Here is a 17892-nt window from a genome sequence, read left to right on the forward strand (position 1 = left end):
TTTACGCTTCGCCGACCGTTTCGAAGAGGACTGCTTCCATGGCCTTGGCGGCATCCAGGCCGGACCAGATGACGAACTGGAACGCCTGAAAATAAGCTTCGCAGGTATCGAGCGCGCTGGAAAGCAAAACTTCCACCTGACGGTTCGTTGGCTCGGCACCGCCCGCCAGAAGCAGCGACTGCCGGAAAATGATCACGTCTTCCTGCCGCCACAGATCGAAATGACCCATCAGAACCTGCCCGTTGATCGCCGCCAAAAGCTTGGTGACCTCATTGACGCGAGCTTCTGGAACCTTGATGTCGAACGCGCAGCCGAGATGCAGCGCTTCGAATTCCTCCATCCAGGAGAAGGAAACGTGGTAATCGGCCCACTTCCCCTCGACCGTCATTGCGATCTCGTCCTCGCCCGACCGCTCAAACGACCAGTCGTTATTGGCGGCGACGTACTCGATCATATCGACCGGGTTCGACTGACGCTCGAATTCCAATTCCATAAGGCTCATGCAGCACCTTCTTGACCGGAATGAATGCGACTGAACTTGGGTTTACGAACACAAGAAAAGACACACGCAAATACCGGAACCACCACTCGGATGTTCGTTGAACCGCTGCCAGACCTAACGCAGTGAACCTGCCCGGAGCTTACCAATGTCCGCTTCGAATCATCATTTAAAATCAGTGTATAACGCCCCCGGTGACAAGCCAGCCCCTCTCCGGTCATTTCCGGAAAGGCACTGTGGACAGCGCTTCGGAATTTGATTTCAAAAGGAGGTTGTAAACGACTCTGCGTATTGGCTTTTTTGGCAGTGTCCACAGGTGGAAAAGGACACCTGATTTTTTTGTCGATGAGGCGGCGTGCCGCTTACGCGCCACACCGTACCCTGTGCCTGAATGGGATTTACTTCGTTTTTGCAGCTAGCTTCGCTTCGAGCGCGGCGACTCGGGCAAGCAGCGCTTCGTTCTCGTCCCGCGCCTTGATCGCCATTTCGCGGACGGCCTCGAATTCCTCGCGCTTGACCACATCCATGGTGTTCAGCCAGCGTTCGGCCTGAGCGTTGAAGGCAGTCTCGATTTCCTTGCGCACACCCTGGGCAGCGCCCGCTGCATCCGTCATCAGCTTGGCGAATTCATCCATGATGCGGTTTGTTCCACTGGTCATGGCGGCTTTTCTCCTTCCCACCACATGATTTTGATGGGCCCGAAGCCCTAAGGAGTGAGGTAGGGCTTTGCTGTTAAGGATGCAAGCGCTTTGCTCTGGATAAGCCGCTTCGGGCATTGCTCTGCCTCACAATCGACTTGACCGCTTCGTATCGCAACGCCATGTTCCGCGCACATCAACGGGTGGAAAAACCTTGCCGACTGCAGCCAATCTTCTTTCGATCATGCCCTTTCCGGATATCGATCCGATCGCCTTTGCGATCGGCCCTCTGGCTGTTCACTGGTACGGTCTCGCCTATGTCGCAGGCATCATGCTCGGATGGCTCTATGCCCGGCAGATCGCCGGCAATGATGCGCTTTGGCCGGGCAATACCTCGCCGATCACCAAGGCGCAGATCGACGACTTCATCGTCTGGGCAGCCCTCGGCATCGTTCTCGGCGGTCGCATCGGCTACATCTTTTTCTACGATCTGCCGGCCGTGATCGAAAGCCCGCTCCGTGCCATCGAGATCTGGAATGGCGGCATGTCCTTCCACGGCGGAACCATCGGCACGACGATCGCCATGATCCTCTTTTCGCGCAAGAACGGCGTTCCGGTCTGGAGCCTTTTCGACATCGTCGCTACCGTGGTGCCGATCGGCCTATTCTTCGGCCGCATTGCAAACTTCATCAACGGCGAGCTTTGGGGGCGGCTTACGGATGTGCCCTGGGCAGTCGTTTTCCCGACCGGCGGGCCTTTTGCGCGGCATCCGAGCCAGCTCTACGAAGCAGGCCTCGAAGGCATCGTGCTGCTGCTTTCCCTTGGTCTTGTCGTCTACGGTTTCCGGGCGCTGAAATCACCGGGGCTCGTTACCGGTCTCTTCGTCTGCGGCTACGCGCTGTCACGCATATTCGTCGAGTTCTTCCGCGAGCCGGATGCGCAGCTTGGTTACCTGCTCGGCACGAACTGGCTGACCATGGGCATGGTCCTTTCCTTCCCGATGCTCCTGCTCGGCATCTGGGCGATGGCGCGTGCCCGCCGCCAGGCCGCTTTGCAGCATTGAGCCTGTCAGGACGGTAGGATCATGACGACCGCACTCGGTGAAAAGATAAAGTCGATCATTCAGGCGAACGGGCCGATCAGCGTCACGGATTATTTTTCGCTCTGCCTCGCTGATCCGGAATACGGCTACTATCGCACCCGCGAGCCCTTTGGCCGGTCCGGCGATTTTGTCACTGCGCCCGAAGTCAGCCAGCTCTTCGGCGAAATGATCGGGGTCTTCGTCGTGCATGCCTGGCAGCGCCATGGCGCGCCGGCAGGCGTGCGCCTCGTTGAAATCGGCCCCGGTCGCGGGACGATGATGGCCGACATGCTGCGTGTCATCGAGCGTCTCGCCACGCCGCTTTTCGAGAATATGACGGTTCATCTCGTCGAAACGAGCGAGCGCCTGCGCGGTATCCAGCAGCAGACGCTTGACGCACATGAGGGCAAGATCAGCTGGCATGCCGATTTCGAGGAAGTGCCGCCGGGCTTCACACTGATTGCGGCAAACGAGCTATTCGACGCCATTCCAATCCGCCAATTCATCAAGACGCCGACCGGCTTTCGTGAGCGCATGGTTGGCCTCGATATCGATGGCGAGCTGACATTCGCCGCCGGGATCGCCGGCATCGATCCGGCACTGCTGCCTGAAAAACCGGAGGCCGCGCCGGCCGGCACGCTCTTCGAGATTTCGCCGGCCCGAGAGGCTGTGATGATGACGATCTGCGATCGTCTGAAGGCTTTCGGCGGCACGGCGCTGGCGATCGATTACGGCCATCTCGTCACCGGCTTCGGCGATACGCTACAGGCCGTGCGCATGCACGAGTTCGATCCGCCGCTTGCCCATCCCGGCGAAGCGGACCTGACGAGCCATGTGGATTTCGAAGACCTTGCGAAGACCGCTGTCGGCGCCGGGCTGCATCTCAACGGCGCGTTGCACCAGGGGGATTTCCTGATCGGCCTCGGCATTCTAGAGCGCGCCGCCGCTCTCGGCCGCGATCGTGAACCGCGCACCCAGCAGATCATCCAGAGCGCGGTGGACCGGCTGGCCGGCTCCGGCGAGGGCCGGATGGGCGAGCTTTTCAAGGCGATGGCCGTCTCCTATCCGGCCGTCGATCTCATGCCGTTCCGCCCGGTGGATTGACAGGACGCGCGGCCCTGGGCCAACATCCGGCGCAATCAAGAATGCTTCGCCGGGCGGACCGGCGGACAATGGCGCCGTTCAAACACCCCGGAATCACTGATGCAAGACGCGGCCTCTCCCGCACCGATCGAAAGCGCGCTGTTGAACGAAGCGGCCGGCGAAGCGATCCGCCACGGCTATTTCACACGGGCGGGCGGGGTTTCGGAAGGGCTCTATCGCGGCCTGAATGTCGGGCTTGGCTCGAACGACGACCGCGCAAAGGTGATGGAGAACCGCCGTCGCGTTGCCGCCTGGTTCAGCCAGCCCTTGGAAAGGCTCGCGACAGTCCATCAGGTTCATTCGCCAGATGCGGTCACCGTCGACAGCAGCTATGACGGCACGCGCCCCGAAGCCGATGCGCTGGTCACGGCAACGCCTGGCATCGTCCTCGGCGTTCTTGCAGCCGACTGCGGCCCGATCCTTTTCGCCGACCCGGAAAACCGGGTGATCGGCGCCGCACATGCCGGATGGAAAGGCGCACTGACCGGCGTTCTGGAAAACACCGTTGCAGCGATGGAAAGACTTGGAGCGAAGCGCCGGACCATCATCGCCTGCCTCGGCCCCTCGATCAGCCAGACAAGCTATGAGGTCGGCCCGGAATTCGTCGAGCGCTTCGTCACACAGGATTCGTCTTACGAGCGCTATTTCATTCCTTCGAAGACGTCAGGCCATGCGATGTTCGACCTTCCGGCGCTGACCATCGACCGGCTGCTGAAGGCGGGTGTGCGTGCCGAAAGCCTTGGCATTTGCACCTATCCGGACAGCGAGCGCTTTTTCTCGTACCGGCGCACCACACATAATAAGGAGCCGGACTACGGCCGCCAGATTTCAGCGATCAGCATCAGGGAGATTTGACCGAATGGCACTGCATTTCGAAACAGCCGAATTCGCAAGCCGCCTCACGCGCCTTACCGACCAGATGCGCGCGGAAAAGCTCGATGCCGTCCTGCTCTTCGCGCAGGAAAGCATGTACTGGCTGACGGGCTACGACACGTTCGGCTACTGCTTCTTCCAGACGCTGGTGGTCAAGGCCGATGGCACGATGTCGCTGATTACCCGCTCTGCGGACCTTCGTCAGGCCAAGCACACGTCGATCCTTGAAGACATCCACATCTGGGTCGACCGCGTCAATGCCGACCCGACGCTCGACCTCAGGAACCTGCTGGTCGATATGGACCTGCTGGGTGCGCGCATCGGCGTCGAATACGACACCCACGGCATGACCGGGCGAATCGCCCGCCTGCTCGACGCCCAGCTTTCCACCTTCGGCCAGATCGTCGATGCCTCCTATCTCGTCAGCCGCTTGCGCCTCGTGAAAAGCCCAGCGGAGGTGGTCTATGTCGAGCGTGCCGCAGCCCTTGCAGACGATGCTCTGGATGCCGCGATCGGGCTGACCAAGTCCGGCGCCGACGAGGCGGACATCCTTGCCGCCATGCAGGGTGCGGTCTTTTCCGGTGGCGGAGACTACCCCGCCAACGAATATATCATCGGTTCCGGCACGGACGCCCTGCTCTGCCGCTACAAGGCCGGCCGCCGCAAGCTCGATGCAAACGACCAGCTTACGCTCGAATGGGCGGGCACCTATGCTCACTATCACGCCGCCATGATGCGCACGATCGTCATCGGCGAGCCGACGCACCGCCACCGCGAACTCTATAACGCCTGCCTGGAAAACCTGCAGGCGATCGAAACCGTGCTGAAACCGGGGCACACCTTCGGCGACGTTTTCGACATGCATGCGAAGATCATGGACGAGCGCGGGCTTGCCCGGCATCGGCTGAACGCCTGCGGCTATTCCCTCGGCGCCCGCTTCTCGCCGTCCTGGATGGAACATCAGATGTTCCATGTCGGCAATCCGCAGCCGATCGAGCCGAACATGTCGCTCTTCGTGCACATGATCATCGCCGATTCCGACACCGGAACGGCCATGACGCTTGGCCAGACCTACCTGACGACGACGGATGCACCGCGGACGCTTTCCCGCCACTCGCTCGATTTCATCGGCGCATGACGGGCAATCACCGGCAAGAATCCGGAATTGACAGCGGACAGCCTCCGCCCCCATAAATCAGGCGGGCTGATGCGAATGTGGGAAGGACGACGACAGCGATGACGCGAGCTCAGACTGCGCCGATGCTCCTTGCCTGCCTGGCCGCGCTTTCCGCTTGCAACACCACCGATGCGCTGACGCCACAAGTCGATATTGGCGACTCATCGTTTGGCCGCTCCTCACCCGTCACCCAGCGCGAAGTCGAGCGCATGGCAGGCTCAGAGCCTCCGCGAGCCTTTGCTGGCGAATCCAGGCAGGCCGGCTATCACCCGGCATACAACAATCAGACTTACAGATCCGGCCCCGGCGCGCCGCCGACGACAATGCAGGAGCAGGCCGACGCGCTTGCCCGGCGCGGATCCTCGCCCGCAGCTTCGCAGCCTGTCGAAGGCCGGACGCTTGCCGAACCGGTTTCCAACGCGCAGGCGGAAGAAGAAGACATGGGCAATCTGGCCCCTGCCCGCCAGCAGAAACGGGTCGCAGCCATCGATCCTGCCGCCTCGTCCGCAATCGGCGGCAACACCGTTCGCTTCCTGCCGATTATCGGTGCTCCCGTCCAAGCGGTGACGCCGCTTTCCCGCCAGCTTGGAGCCGAGGCGCGCTCGCACGGTCTCTCGATCAAGAGTTCGAACGACGCCAGCAGCGACTATATCCTGAAGGGTTACCTCTCGGCCTTTACCGACGAAGGCAACGTGACCGTCGTTTACGTCTGGGATATCCTCGACGGCAGCGGCGCCCGCCTGCACCGCATCCAGGGACAGGAAAAGGTGCCTTCCGCGGCACAGGATCCCTGGGTCGGCGTTCCTGCCTCCGTCATGCAGCAGATCGCCACGAAAACGATCATCGAGTTCAATTCCTGGCGGCAGACGCGCGCCGGTTAGCAACAGGCTTTTTACAAATATCAAAGCCTGTGGCGCCTTTGCGCTTGCATTCGGAAGCAAGCTGGCTAAAAAGCGCGGCTATCAGCAGACAACAGGCGGGCCAAAATGAAGGTTTTCGCAGGCAATTCGAACCGGCATCTCGCCGAAGCGATCTGCACCTATCTCAATGTGCCCCTAGGCAAGGCCAGCGTCAGAAGATTTGCCGATCAGGAAATCTTCGTCGAAATCCAGGAAAACGTCCGCGGCGAAGACGTCTTTGTCGTCCAGTCGACCTCCTTTCCGACGAACGATCATCTGATGGAACTGCTGATCATGATCGATGCGATGCGCCGTTCGTCCGCGCGCCGCATCACGGCAGTTCTTCCCTATTTCGGCTATGCCCGCCAGGATCGCCGCGCCTCAGGGCGCACGCCGATCTCCGCGAAGCTGGTCGCCAACCTCATCACCGAGGCCGGTGCCGACCGCGTTCTGACGCTCGACCTGCATGCCGGCCAGATTCAGGGATTCTTCGACATCCCGACGGACAACCTCTACGCCGTTCCGGTTCTGACGCGCGATATCAAGGCCAATTACGACATCAGCAACGTCATGGTCGTTTCGCCGGACGTCGGCGGCGTCGTCCGCGCCCGTTCGCTTGCCAAACGCCTCGACTGTCTTCTGGCGATCGTGGACAAGCGCCGTGACCGCCCAGGTGAATCCGAAGTCATGAACATCATCGGCGACGTCGAAGGCAAGGATTGCCTGCTGATTGACGACATCGTCGATTCCGGCGGCACGCTTTGCAACGCCGCAGATGCGTTGCTGGCCCAAGGTGCGGCAAGCGTCACCGCCTACATCACGCACGGCGTTCTTTCCGGGGGCGCGGTCACCCGCATTACCTCGTCGAAGCTGCGCGAGCTGGTGATCACCGACTCGATCCAGCCGACCACCGCCGTCCAGTCGGCCCACAATATCCGCGTCATCACGACCGCAACCCTTATCGGCGAAGCGATCAACCGCACCAGCCAGGAAGAATTTGTTTCCAGTCTCTTCGACTGAGAGTTTTCCCTGTCAGCAAAAGATAGGCAAGGTTGTATTTTTCGTCTTCTTCGGCAGCCCGCTTTCGGCTAGTCTCACGCAAAGTGATTTGCTTAGGAAGCCATATGACGGCAATCAATATGAAATGTTCAGTTGGCTCGAAGCGCTTTGCGATTCTCGCGCTTATTCCACTGCTTTCCGCCTGCACGGTAGAGGTCGATCCCGGTCCATCGCGCCCGCCGCCCCGCCCGTGGCCGCCGCAGCAGCAAATGTGCACCATGGAATATGCGCCGGTCTGCGGCGAACGCGGCCGCCGGCTTCAAACCTTCGGAAATGCCTGCCAGGCCCGCAACAGCGGCTTCATGATCGTCGGCCGCGGCGAATGCCGCCACGCACCGCCGCCCTTTGCGCGCCCCGAGCCGGATCGTCCCGGGCGCCCCGACTGGCCGGATCGCCCGGACAGACCTGACCGTCCGGAACGCCCGGGCGGCATCTGCACGCGCGAATACGCACCGGTCTGCGGTCAGCGCGGCCGTCAGACACAGACCTTCCCGAACCCCTGCGAGGCAGGCAATGCAGGCTTCCGGATCATCAGCGGCGGCGAGTGCCGCTTCTGATCATCGGCGCCGATGCCGGCGATGATGTTGGCCCAAAGGACCGGCCGCCTAGCCCGACTGTGCCAAAGCGGTTTGGAAAGGCGGCTGTGTGCGGTCACGTGCTGTCATGTGTCAACTTGACTTCGCTCAAGACCTCGACTGGCACAAACCGCACAATATCCAACGCATCGAATATAACGGAGAATTGTGCCTCTGTTTCGGATGCCCACTTGATGGCGGGCTCGAACATGGACCCGGGGATCTTCATTGCGATCGTGCAATGAGGCACCCAGCGACCGGGGCGATAGTGCTCGCGACAGAACGCCGGGTCTATTTCACGATGGACGGCCGCGTGAAGTTGCAGCAGCCGGTCATTCGATAAAGGACGCGCCCACAACACTAGGAATTCGTTTTGAAAATAGCGAATACCCGAAAAAGTCACGGGTATTGCCGATTGAGCGCCAAAAATTCTGGACAGCACATCGGTGGGCACAAAATCGTCATACACCGCTAAGGTCACATGCGGAGGATAGTCTAGGGCCTTCATCGAAGGAGCAGGTTCGAACGCGGACGTTTCCTGCCAAAGCTCGACTATTGGCGATGCGGTCTCGTTTAAGCATTTCAGACTTATCGCATGAGGCATGCGCTAAACGCCTTCAGCGCCATTGTCGGCCACTTTTAGGCGCCCAGAGCTGCCGTGACAATCATTGTCGCCTGATGCTCAGCAAAATCATTCCTGCTTATCCGGCCCCTTGAGCTGCTGGCCATTGACGGTCACCGTGCCATCGGGGATGACCGTCACGTCCCAGCGCTGCCGGCCGTCCGGATCTGTCTTGGCGAAACCCTTGACCATCAGCATTCCGAAGGACGCCTGATTGAGCTCGGGATTGGTCTTGGCAAGCTCCTGAACCGCCGCGATGGTCTTGTCGTAGTCGCGCGCCAGAATGGATGCCTGCAGCGCATAGTCGTCCTTGCCCGCATCGATGCGGCTCTCGACCTTGGCGGATATGTCGATGTCGTAGACGCCGGACTTGGCGCTAACCTTCGAAAAGTCGATCACAAACCTGCCATCGCGGAAAAGCCGCTCCACGGCCTTCTTGCCTGCGTCCTCCCCGCCCTCCGGCGGTTTGGTGAGATCAAGTTTCATGAATTCATCACCGAACGCCGCAAAATCCATATCCGGGATGGCGAACTGCACATCGACTGCCTGAGGCAGAAAGGCGGAATAGGCGGCAGGAACCATCGGGCTGTCAAATGTGACGTCGGCAGCATTCAATGCAACGCCAAGCTGCGTTGCATTGCTCGGCCCATTTACAGCCAGGCGGTAGCCGAAGCTCTTGGCGCCGCCTCCGCCCGCAGCACTCGTCACTGCAAGATTGTTGAGGGTGATGGTTTCCTCGAGCGAAGAGATCAGCGGAAAAGCGTCGCGCAGCATGTCCTTCAGCTTTTCCTCGCTCTCCTTGCTCATCTGCTTTTCCTCGGCATGGTCGACTGCGAAGACGACAATGTCTCTCAACTGCTTCGCCGGCAGGCTGTTGACCTTGGCGTCGAAATCGATGGTATCGGCAGTGATCTGGAGCGGCGGCATTTCCTTCCCGCTCACCTGCTCGGCAAACGCTGTCAAAGTGCCGTTCGCCGCAAAGTCCGTCCTGTCGGCGGAAGCGCCAACAGCGGAGGTAAGCTTGTATTTCATGTCGCCGAAGCTGGCATTGACCTGTTCGGTATCGGTCGCGGTCGTGACTTTGATATCCTTGGCGCTGAAATCGCCGGAGCGGAAATAGCTGATCGCCGGATCGAAGACCGAGGTATAGACCATTGAGGCGATCGAATAGGTGAAATCGGTGCGCTTCTGGTCCGGTCCCTTGAAATGTCCGGAAACGTTCAGGCTGTTGTCGCCTTCGACATTCCAGAGTCCGTTGTCCTGCGGCGTGGCGAACATCGAAATCGGTTTCAGGCCGTTGATCGCGAAATCGGCCGGGTTGACCTTGGAAAGCAGCTTGGCCAGGTCGTAGATGATCTCGTAGCGCGCACCGGCCGGATTGACGGCGACGACGCCGCTCTTGGCAATGTCTTCGGGCAGCAGGCTGTTGAGATGGTCGCGAATGGCGTTTGCACCATCGCGGTCGATCTCAGCCGCATGGCCCGCCGTCATCAATCCGAGAACAACGGCGCTCGTCGCCGTCATCAGCCTGTACCGCATGTATGTGCTCCTCCGCCTCATCGACCGGCGGTCATGTGAGAATGTGCGCGGCCGGATGTCAACTCAGGCTTGCCGAAAAGGCAAGCCCTGTAGCTGCTGAATCGCAACATTTAGAAACCGAATTTGATACCGGTCCTGTCTCTATTGTATTACCGCGTCGGATTCCTTTATTTCGCAGTATCCTGGCACTGACCGGCAACCCGAGATATAGGGGCCGCGTCGCCTTGCGTTTCCGCTTCACTTATACTATAGCGCACGCGTCCGCGCAGACACCCTTGGAGGCAACGCGGATGAGGAAGGCCCAAACGCCCCTCCAGTCACCGGAAGGATGATACCGCTCGGAGACTCTCCAAATAACCTCGAAAGGAATAGCCATGAGCCAGGAAACTTACGAGCTCAAGGCCGAGGCGCGCGAACGGGTTGGTAAGGGGTCCGCCCGTGAACTTCGCCGCAACGGTTTGATTCCAGCTGTCATCTATGGTGACAAGCAGGCCCCCATTTCTATCGCTCTCAGCACCAATGAGGTGACGAAGCGCATTCATGCCGGTAGTTTCATGACCACTGTTGCGACGATCGACGTCGGCGGCGAGAAGTACAAGGTTCTGCCGAAGGACTATCAGCTCGATCCGGTTCGCGACTTCACGATGCACGTGGATTTCCTCCGCGTCTCCGGCAACACGCAGGTCACCGTCGAAATCCCGGTTCACTTCATCAACGAAGAGAAGTCGCAGGTGAAGATCGGCGGCGTTTTGAACATCGTTCGCCACACAATCGAAGTTCATTGCCCGGCTGATGCGATCCCGGAATTCTTCGATATCGACCTCTCCGGCAAGAAGATCGGCGACAGCATCCATATCTCCGAAGTCGCACTGCCGAAGGGCGTGACAACGGTCATCGACCGCGACTTCACGATCGCAACGATCGTTGCTCCGGCCGCTGGCGTTGAAGAAGAAGCTCCGGTTGAAGGCGAAGGCGAAGCGGAAGCATAATCCGCATACACCAATTCGTAATTATAAGGCCCGCTTTCCCCTGGAAGGCGGGCCTTATCAATTTTAACGCGAGCCACTTCAGCAACATTTAACACATTCGTGAAAGCATTCCCCAAGCATTTCTACACTTGCCGCTCTTTGCCGTTATGGCCGCGAAGCGAGAGCCCGGGGAGAAAACGGAACCATGAACAATTCCGTTGAGAACAGATTTTTTGCGATTGTTTGCGGGGCGCTTCTCATATTTGTCGCTCCGCTTTTTGTATTGTTTCTCTTCCTCTCCTCCGAGCGCGCCGACAGGGAAATACGCGACCACATCTCCGTTCTTCTGGTTGCCAATTCCCAGGCGCTCGCAAAGCCGCTCTGGGATCTGGACGAAGACAGCGTAACGCAGATCAGCGCCACGATGGTTTCGCAGGGCGCGATCGTGAAGGTCGAGGTTCGCGATCAATCCAGTCAGCTCAACGTGACGCAATCGACCATCCCGAAATCCTTTGATGGCGAGCTCGTTCAGGTTTCCCGCGCAATCATATACAACACGGTTGACGGTCCGAAGAACCTTGGCAGCATCGCGGTCTATTATCCGAAGCTTGGCCTCTTCTCCGGCCTGAAGCATGAAGAAGTCGTCTTCATATCGATCTTCATCTTCGCCGTGCTCACCGTCTTCGGCACCGCACTGATCGGCAACCGCCTCTTCGTCATCCAGCCACTCATGCGGCTTATTGCAGCCATAGAGGCGACACGTCAGCTTGGATCGCGCCATCACGTCGATTGGCAGTCAAGCGATGAGATCGGCCGCCTTGCCCGCAGCTTCAACGAGATGCAGACGAAGCTGGAGAGCGAGGAGAAGGGACTGAAGCTCGCTCACCGCCTCGCAACCGATATCTATAACCTCACGCCCGCCATGCTCTTCTCGCTGGACAACGAGGATCGCATCATAGCGGTCAGCGACTATTGGCTGGTCGCAACGGGCTACGGCAGGGCTGAGGTGATCGGACGCAGATTTTCCGAACTCGTGACGCCCGACACCCGCGACGCGTTCCAAAACCGCAAGGAAGGTTTCGAGAACGGCGCGGCACTGGACGTGACCGTGAAGTTCCTCTGCGCAGGCGGCCGCATCATGGACGTGCTGATTCTGGAATCCAAGACAGCCACCGGACCAAACCAGCTCTCGCTGTCGGTCATGACCGACGTGACCGCACTGAAGGCCTCGGAAGACCGCAACCACCGCCAGGCGATCACCGACCATCTCACCGGCCTGTTGAACCGCCAAGGCTTCGAGACCGCCCTCGACGGCAAGATCGCCGAAGCCGACGCTGCTGGCCAGGAGCTTGCCTGCCTCTTCATCGATCTCGACCGCTTCAAGTGGATCAACGACAATATGGGCCATGCCGAAGGCGATCGCGCATTGCGCGAGCTCGTCGAGCGGCTCAACAAGCATCTCGCACCCTCCGATCAGGCAGCGCGCCTTGGCGGCGACGAATTCGCCATCCTGCTTCCGGCCAAGGACGGCGAGAAACGCGCCAGGGCGATGTGCGAGCAGATTGCCACTGTCTTCGAGGCGCCTTTCGGCCCCGACCTGCATCTGAGCGCCAGCATCGGCATCGCCATCTATCCGCGCCATGCGTCGAATGCAGCCGAACTGCTGCAGAAGTCGGATATGGCGATGTATGCGAAGAAGCGTGACGGCAAGAATGGCGCGCAGATTTTCGACAACAGCATGCTGGACAGTGCAAGGGCGCGCGCCGAGATCGAAAGCCACATCGAAAATGGCCTCGCCGAGGATTGGTTCGACGCCTATCTGCAGCCGATCGTTGGGCTTGACGATCACCGCATCGCGGGCTTCGAAGCGCTCCTGCGCCTCAATCATCCCCAGAAGGGCCTGATGCCGCCGGCTGGCATCATCCACGTCGCCGAGGAGACCGCCAAGATCGTCCGCGTCGGCAACGTCATCATGGAAAAGGCGATCGGGCATCTGGCGAATATCTCCCGGATCCCGGGCATGCAGGATACCTATCTCGCGATCAATTTCTCGCCGCTGCAATTCGAAGTCGCCCTGCCCTCCCGCCTCGCCGGGCTCGTCGGGCGGCACGGCATCCGTCCGGATCGAATTGTCGTCGAAATCACCGAAGCCGTTCTGATGCACGACAATCCGCAAATACGCATGGTGCTCACCGAACTGCGCCGTTTCGGCTGCCGCATCGCCCTTGACGATTTCGGCACCGGCTACTCGTCGCTGAGCTATCTCAACCGCTTCCCGGTCGACATCATTAAGGTCGACCAATCCTTCACGCGGTCGATCAACGACACGAATGATGACGTCCGCCACAAGAGCCGGATGCTCATCGAAGGCATCACCACGCTCTCGCACAAGATGGACTGCACCGTCATAGCGGAAGGCATCGAAACCGAAGAAGAATGCCGCACCCTACACCAGATGGGGCTTGACTACGGTCAGGGCTACCTCTTCCATCGTCCGCAGAATGCCTCGAAATTGATTGAGGACCTCACAGCCGTGGTAAACGAGGTCGCCCAAGCCTCGTGATCGGCGCATTGAAGGTGGAAAGATGAAAAAGCTCCTGCTTCTTGCTTTTCTGACGCTTCCTTGTGCAGCGCCGGCACAGTCGCAGACGGTCAGTTTCACGACTGAAGAATACGCGCCTTTCAATTATCGCGACGGGAAGGTGATCAAGGGCGCGACCGTCGAACAAGTCGAAAAGGTCATGGCCGATATCGGCGTCGACTATACCATGGAGATGCTGCCCTGGGCGCGAGCCTACAGCCTCGCGCAATCACAGCCCATGACCTGCGTTTTTGCCACGGCACACAATGCCCTGCGCGATCCCCTCTTCAAATGGATCGAGCCGCTGCTCGTCGATCGCAATATCTTGATCACACGGAAGGGATCGGGCGTCGTTGCGAATGACCTCGAGGCGTCCAAGAAATATACCGTCGGCACGCAGCGCGAAGACTATACCGAGATGGTGTTGAGGCAAAAGGGCTTTACCAAGCTCGATATCGCCACCGACTTCAATGCCACGCTTCGCAAGCTTCTCGGCGGCCGTATCGACATGATGCCCATTTCAGAGCTCTACTTCGAAAAGCTGAAGGCGGATCAGCCGGTGGAGGTGGTCACCACGCTCTCCTCTCAGCCGATGGGTATCGCCTGTCACAAGGATTTTCCATCCGATCTTCAGGTGCGGATGCAGACCGCCCTCGACAAGCTGATCGCCGACGGCACCCAGAAAGAGATTTTCCTGAAGTATGGGCTGCATCTCGGCAATTAGCGCCGCGCCGTGCCTTTGCGCTTGACTTCCTGCGCGTTTCGCGGTGGTGAAGCGGGCAGCAGGCATTCAAGAAACGGACTGGCCAATGCTGATCATCGCGGGTCTCGGCAATCCCGGAAGCAAATATGCCGGAAACCGTCACAATATCGGCTTCATGGCAGCCGACGCCATCCACCGGCGCCACGGCTTTTCCCCCTGGTCCAAGAAGTTCAAGGCGGAAATTTCGGAAGGCGAGCTTGGTGGCGAAAAGGTGCTGCTGATCAAGCCGCAAACCTACATGAACCTCTCCGGCGAAGCCGTCGGCGAAGCTATGCGTTTCTACAAGCTGCAGCCTTCCGATCTCGTCGCCATCTATGACGAGCTCGACCTGCCGCCCGGCAAGGCCCGGCTGAAGATCGGCGGCGGAAATGGCGGCCATAACGGCATCAGGTCGCTCGACGCCCATTGCGGCAAGGATTACCGGCGCCTGCGCCTCGGCATCGGGCACCCTGGCGTCAAGGAACTTGTGCAGCACCACGTCCTCGGCGATTTCGCCAAGGCCGACCAGGTCTGGCTGCAGCCGCTCCTGGAAACGCTTGCCGACAATGCCGACATGCTGGTGCGCAAGGAGGATTCGCAGCTGATGAACAAGCTGGCTCTCGCCGTCGGCGGCAAGGCGGAGGAGGACAAGTCGAAGCCCGAAAAGAAGCCGGCAGCGCAATCCCACATCCATCAGGCGCGAAATCACGCGCAGCCTAAGCTGCCTGCGACCGGCCCTATGGCCGAAATGCTGAAGAAGATATTCGGCAACAAGGGCGAGTAAGCAAGATGCCGAAGCGAGATATCATGATAAAGCCCGCCGGGCCCGGCGACTTACAGGCGCTTCTTGAGCTCTATCGCCACCTCAATCCCGATGATCCAGCGATCGATCCCGCCTGGGCAAGCGACCGCTTCTCAACCATCCTTGCCCAACCGGGCATGACCATATTTGTCGCGCTGGCCGCCGATATGCCTGTTGCATCCGCTACGCTGATCATCACACCCAATCTCACGCGAAACGGTGCTTCATACGCTCTGGTCGAGAATGTCATCACGCACGCCGATCACCGCAGGAAGGGTTATGCTGGCGCGTTGATCCGTCATGCCTGCGCCGCGGCCTGGGCGAAGAATTGCTATAAAGTGATGCTCCTTACCGGTTCAAAGAACCCCGCGACGCTGCGTTTCTACGAAAACTGCGGCTTCATGCGGGATAAGACCGGCTATCAGATCAGGCGCCCCGGCTGATCAAAGCACTTGCAGCTCTTGAAGGCGGTAGAGGAGCAGTTCCCAAAGTGCCTTGGCTCCGTCGTCGATCGCCGTTGCCATCAGGATCGAGGCATCCTCTACAAACAGCATCGTGCCAATGCCGGCAACGACGGCAATGGAGCAGGCAATGCGCAGGTTCTTGAGGCTGTCGGGCCGATAGTAGCCGGCATCGTCATATTCCGTTCCGAAGAGCATGTCGGAAAGATCATAACCGTCCGAAATGGTCAGATCGATGATCGGCTTGTCCGAAAGCCTGTCCGGATAGACGTTGAACAGCGCACGGACGACATGGCCTATCGCACCGAAGATCGCAAAGAGCGCCGCAGCGACGAAATAATGCCAAGTAGCAGCCTCAGCATGCATGCGCGCCTCCATCGTGGGCGCAATCTAGCGGCAATTGACGGATGGCGGCTTAATAAGATTGGTTAAGAAACGCCTATTCTTCGGGTTCCGCCGTAAACATCAGCGGGAAGCCTGCCTCCTTGGCATAGTCCATCGCCTCCTTGACCTTGGTCTCGGCAATGTCCTTGGCGCAGACGACGACCACGCTGGAGCCCATTTTATGCGCCGTCATCATCACCCGGTATCCCGTCTCCTCGCTCATACGGAAAACGGCTTTGAGGATCATGACGACGAACTCGCGTGGCGTATAGTCGTCGTTGAAAAGAAGAACCTTGTAGAGCTTGGGCTTATCCAGCTTCAGCTTGACCTTCGTTTTCGGCTTTATGGCAACGTCGTTGTCACTCATCGGAAAATCCACCCGTTGATGACATGAGAGGTAGTTTCTAAACTAGACAGGCATTGTCGGTTAGGGAATTTCGACACTCACCTGTCGATTGCGAGCCCGGACTAAGCCTTGCGATCGGGTAAGAGCTCAAGTTCAAGCTCGTCGAGGTGTTTGACACCAAGATGGTCTAGGTCTCCTTGGGTGAAGGTCACCTGCCCTTTCGGTGAAATCCGCAATATTACGTCTCGAAATCTCCGCGTGCAGAAAATAGGCCAGCGTCGCCCGATCGGCAAGTGAGCAGCGGTAAAAGCGGCGGAAGACTTGACCGCATGGCTCCTTTATCCCATAGGCAAGGCAACGATTTCAGCGAATACGGACATCCAGTCATGGGCTTCAAATGCGGTATCGTCGGTCTGCCGAATGTCGGCAAGTCGACACTCTTCAACGCGCTCACCAAGACGGCAGCGGCGCAGGCGGCGAACTATCCCTTCTGTACCATCGAGCCGAACACCGGCGAAGTCGCCGTTCCAGATCCACGGATGCAGAAGCTCGCCTCGATCGCCGGCTCGAAGGAAATCATCCCAACCCGCATTTCCTTCGTCGATATCGCCGGTCTGGTACGCGGTGCGTCCAAGGGCGAAGGCCTCGGCAACAAGTTCCTCGCCAACATCCGCGAAGTCGATGCTGTCGTGCATGTGCTGCGCTGCTTCGAGGATGACGACATCACCCATGTCGAAGGCCGCATCAATCCGGTCAGCGACGCCGAAACCATCGAAACCGAGCTGATGCTTGCCGACCTTGAAAGTCTCGAGCGCCGTGTCGAGCAAACCCGCAAACGCGCCGCCTCCAAGGACAAGGATTCGCTGACCCAGCTTCCCGTCATGGAAGCGGTGATCAAGCTCCTCAACGAAGGCAAGCCGGCTCGTCTATTGCTGAAGACGCTCGGCGCCGACGAAATCGAAGTGCTGAAGGGCCTGAACCTTCTGACTTCCCATCCGGTACTCTACGTCTGCAACGTCGCGGAAGCCGAGGCAGCAACAGGCAACGAACATACCGAGGCTGTTGCCGAGATGGCGAAAGCCCAAGGCGCCGAATGCGTGATCATCTCGGCCGCGATCGAGTCCGAAGTGGCTCAACTGCCGGAAGAAGAAAGCAAGGAATTCCTCTCCGCACTTGGTCTCGAAGAGGCCGGCCTCGACCGCCTAATCCGTGCGGGCTATCACCTGCTCGACTTGATTACCTATTTCACCGTCGGCCCCAAAGAGACCCGCGCTTGGACGATCGTGCGCGGCACCAAGGCACCGGCCGCTGCCGGCGTCATCCACACGGATTTCGAACGCGGCTTCATCCGTGCCTTCACTATCGGCTATAACGACTACATCTCGCTGGGCGGCGAAACCGGCGCCAAGGACGCGGGCAAAGCCCGGGACGAAGGCAAGGAATACGTGGTTCAGGACGGCGACGTGATCCACTTCCGCTTCAATACCTGATCGGCCGCACGGC

At 59.3% G+C, this 17892-nt stretch carries 19 protein-coding genes; 13 read left to right on the plus strand and 6 right to left on the minus strand.

Translation table 11 applies throughout. The features are described 5' to 3' along the window. Window position 1: 1 nt before the first annotated feature. On the minus strand, window positions 2-502 hold the full coding sequence (locus ACW4PC_RS09240) for a YbjN domain-containing protein (protein ID WP_455873560.1): 501 nt from the start codon (window positions 500-502) through the stop codon (window positions 2-4). A gap of 395 nt (window positions 503-897) precedes the next feature. Beyond that, entirely contained in the window at window positions 898-1158 is a 261-nt protein-coding gene (locus ACW4PC_RS09245; protein ID WP_022714228.1) for an accessory factor UbiK family protein, read from the minus strand. A 193-nt stretch (window positions 1159-1351) separates the two neighbouring features. Between ACW4PC_RS09245 and lgt the strand changes: the two genes are divergently transcribed. The 7 genes from lgt (at window position 1352) to ACW4PC_RS09280 (ending at window position 7926) form a co-directional block, all read left to right on the plus strand. Further along, a complete protein-coding gene (gene lgt, locus ACW4PC_RS09250; protein ID WP_455873561.1) occupies window positions 1352-2200 on the plus strand; it encodes a prolipoprotein diacylglyceryl transferase in 849 nt (282 codons plus the stop codon). A 21-nt stretch (window positions 2201-2221) separates the two neighbouring features. Then, a complete protein-coding gene (locus ACW4PC_RS09255; RefSeq protein WP_455873562.1) occupies window positions 2222-3322 on the plus strand; it encodes a class I SAM-dependent methyltransferase in 1101 nt (366 codons plus the stop codon). Between the two features lie 99 nt (window positions 3323-3421). Beyond that, window positions 3422-4216 (plus strand): peptidoglycan editing factor PgeF, encoded by a 795-nt coding sequence (gene pgeF, locus ACW4PC_RS09260; protein WP_455873563.1) that lies wholly within the window; start codon window positions 3422-3424, stop codon window positions 4214-4216. A 4-nt stretch (window positions 4217-4220) separates the two neighbouring features. Next, a complete protein-coding gene (locus ACW4PC_RS09265; protein ID WP_455873564.1) occupies window positions 4221-5372 on the plus strand; it encodes a M24 family metallopeptidase in 1152 nt (383 codons plus the stop codon). Window positions 5373-5470: 98 nt separating this feature from the next. Beyond that, window positions 5471-6292: a hypothetical protein gene (locus ACW4PC_RS09270; protein ID WP_455873565.1), complete on the plus strand. Its 822-nt coding sequence runs from the start codon at window positions 5471-5473 to the stop codon at window positions 6290-6292. A gap of 105 nt (window positions 6293-6397) precedes the next feature. Further along, window positions 6398-7330, plus strand: coding sequence for a ribose-phosphate pyrophosphokinase (locus ACW4PC_RS09275; protein ID WP_455873566.1), 933 nt, complete (start codon window positions 6398-6400; stop codon window positions 7328-7330). 119 nt (window positions 7331-7449) lie between these two features. Next, window positions 7450-7926: a Kazal-type serine protease inhibitor family protein gene (locus tag ACW4PC_RS09280; RefSeq protein ID WP_455873654.1), complete on the plus strand. Its 477-nt coding sequence runs from the start codon at window positions 7450-7452 to the stop codon at window positions 7924-7926. Between the two features lie 94 nt (window positions 7927-8020). Here the strand turns inward: ACW4PC_RS09280 and ACW4PC_RS09285 are convergent, their stop codons facing one another. Together ACW4PC_RS09285 and ACW4PC_RS09290 are read right to left on the minus strand one after the other, a co-directional pair. After that, window positions 8021-8548 (minus strand): 2'-5' RNA ligase family protein, encoded by a 528-nt coding sequence (locus ACW4PC_RS09285; protein WP_455873567.1) that lies wholly within the window; start codon window positions 8546-8548, stop codon window positions 8021-8023. Between the two features lie 87 nt (window positions 8549-8635). Further along, window positions 8636-10105, minus strand: a complete 1470-nt coding sequence (locus ACW4PC_RS09290; protein ID WP_455873568.1) for a hypothetical protein — start codon at window positions 10103-10105, stop codon at window positions 8636-8638. 374 nt (window positions 10106-10479) lie between these two features. Between ACW4PC_RS09290 and ACW4PC_RS09295 the strand changes: the two genes are divergently transcribed. The 5 genes from ACW4PC_RS09295 (at window position 10480) to ACW4PC_RS09315 (ending at window position 15641) form a co-directional block, all read left to right on the plus strand. Further along, the gene (locus ACW4PC_RS09295; RefSeq protein ID WP_455873569.1) at window positions 10480-11094 is read left to right on the plus strand and encodes a 50S ribosomal protein L25/general stress protein Ctc; all 615 of its coding nucleotides are present in this window, start codon (window positions 10480-10482) and stop codon (window positions 11092-11094) included. A gap of 184 nt (window positions 11095-11278) precedes the next feature. Further along, a complete protein-coding gene (locus ACW4PC_RS09300) occupies window positions 11279-13636 on the plus strand; it encodes an EAL domain-containing protein (RefSeq protein ID WP_455873570.1) in 2358 nt (785 codons plus the stop codon). Between the two features lie 22 nt (window positions 13637-13658). Beyond that, a complete protein-coding gene (locus ACW4PC_RS09305; RefSeq protein ID WP_455873571.1) occupies window positions 13659-14378 on the plus strand; it encodes a substrate-binding periplasmic protein in 720 nt (239 codons plus the stop codon). A gap of 85 nt (window positions 14379-14463) precedes the next feature. Beyond that, complete coding sequence (pth, locus tag ACW4PC_RS09310; protein WP_455873572.1) at window positions 14464-15180, plus strand: aminoacyl-tRNA hydrolase; 717 nt, start codon at window positions 14464-14466, stop codon at window positions 15178-15180. Window positions 15181-15185: 5 nt separating this feature from the next. Beyond that, entirely contained in the window at window positions 15186-15641 is a 456-nt protein-coding gene (locus ACW4PC_RS09315; protein ID WP_455873573.1) for an N-acetyltransferase family protein, read from the plus strand. Here ACW4PC_RS09315 and ACW4PC_RS09320 read toward each other — a convergent pair whose 3' ends face one another. Beyond that, window positions 15642-16025, minus strand: coding sequence for a hypothetical protein (locus ACW4PC_RS09320; RefSeq protein WP_455873574.1), 384 nt, complete (start codon window positions 16023-16025; stop codon window positions 15642-15644). It lies immediately after the preceding gene. 73 nt (window positions 16026-16098) lie between these two features. Further along, entirely contained in the window at window positions 16099-16410 is a 312-nt protein-coding gene (gene clpS, locus ACW4PC_RS09325) for an ATP-dependent Clp protease adapter ClpS (RefSeq protein WP_074069044.1), read from the minus strand. A 365-nt stretch (window positions 16411-16775) separates the two neighbouring features. Between clpS and ychF the strand changes: the two genes are divergently transcribed. After that, entirely contained in the window at window positions 16776-17879 is a 1104-nt protein-coding gene (ychF, locus tag ACW4PC_RS09330; RefSeq protein ID WP_455873655.1) for a redox-regulated ATPase YchF, read from the plus strand. Window positions 17880-17892 lie beyond the last annotated feature (13 nt).

The organism is Rhizobium yanglingense (assembly GCF_977109285.1).

Excerpts from the sequence above, each read along its gene's own strand:
- ACW4PC_RS09285 (WP_455873567.1), bottom strand. The coding sequence starts at position 8,548 with ATGCCTCATGCGATAAGTCTGAAATGCTTAAACGAGACCGCATCGCCA.
- ychF (WP_455873655.1), top strand. The coding sequence starts at position 16,776 with ATGGGCTTCAAATGCGGTATCGTCGGTCTGCCGAATGTCGGCAAGTCG.
- pgeF (WP_455873563.1), top strand. The coding sequence starts at position 3,422 with ATGCAAGACGCGGCCTCTCCCGCACCGATCGAAAGCGCGCTGTTGAAC.
- ACW4PC_RS09295 (WP_455873569.1), top strand. The coding sequence starts at position 10,480 with ATGAGCCAGGAAACTTACGAGCTCAAGGCCGAGGCGCGCGAACGGGTT.
- ACW4PC_RS09265 (WP_455873564.1), top strand. The coding sequence starts at position 4,221 with ATGGCACTGCATTTCGAAACAGCCGAATTCGCAAGCCGCCTCACGCGC.
- ACW4PC_RS09245 (WP_022714228.1), bottom strand. The coding sequence starts at position 1,158 with ATGACCAGTGGAACAAACCGCATCATGGATGAATTCGCCAAGCTGATG.
- clpS (WP_074069044.1), bottom strand. The coding sequence starts at position 16,410 with ATGAGTGACAACGACGTTGCCATAAAGCCGAAAACGAAGGTCAAGCTG.
- ACW4PC_RS09305 (WP_455873571.1), top strand. The coding sequence starts at position 13,659 with ATGAAAAAGCTCCTGCTTCTTGCTTTTCTGACGCTTCCTTGTGCAGCG.
- ACW4PC_RS09280 (WP_455873654.1), top strand. The coding sequence starts at position 7,450 with ATGAAATGTTCAGTTGGCTCGAAGCGCTTTGCGATTCTCGCGCTTATT.
- ACW4PC_RS09240 (WP_455873560.1), bottom strand. The coding sequence starts at position 502 with ATGAGCCTTATGGAATTGGAATTCGAGCGTCAGTCGAACCCGGTCGAT.
- ACW4PC_RS09275 (WP_455873566.1), top strand. The coding sequence starts at position 6,398 with ATGAAGGTTTTCGCAGGCAATTCGAACCGGCATCTCGCCGAAGCGATC.
- ACW4PC_RS09315 (WP_455873573.1), top strand. The coding sequence starts at position 15,186 with ATGCCGAAGCGAGATATCATGATAAAGCCCGCCGGGCCCGGCGACTTA.
- ACW4PC_RS09255 (WP_455873562.1), top strand. The coding sequence starts at position 2,222 with ATGACGACCGCACTCGGTGAAAAGATAAAGTCGATCATTCAGGCGAAC.
- pth (WP_455873572.1), top strand. The coding sequence starts at position 14,464 with ATGCTGATCATCGCGGGTCTCGGCAATCCCGGAAGCAAATATGCCGGA.
- ACW4PC_RS09320 (WP_455873574.1), bottom strand. The coding sequence starts at position 16,025 with ATGCATGCTGAGGCTGCTACTTGGCATTATTTCGTCGCTGCGGCGCTC.
- ACW4PC_RS09300 (WP_455873570.1), top strand. The coding sequence starts at position 11,279 with ATGAACAATTCCGTTGAGAACAGATTTTTTGCGATTGTTTGCGGGGCG.
- ACW4PC_RS09270 (WP_455873565.1), top strand. The coding sequence starts at position 5,471 with ATGACGCGAGCTCAGACTGCGCCGATGCTCCTTGCCTGCCTGGCCGCG.
- ACW4PC_RS09290 (WP_455873568.1), bottom strand. The coding sequence starts at position 10,105 with ATGCGGTACAGGCTGATGACGGCGACGAGCGCCGTTGTTCTCGGATTG.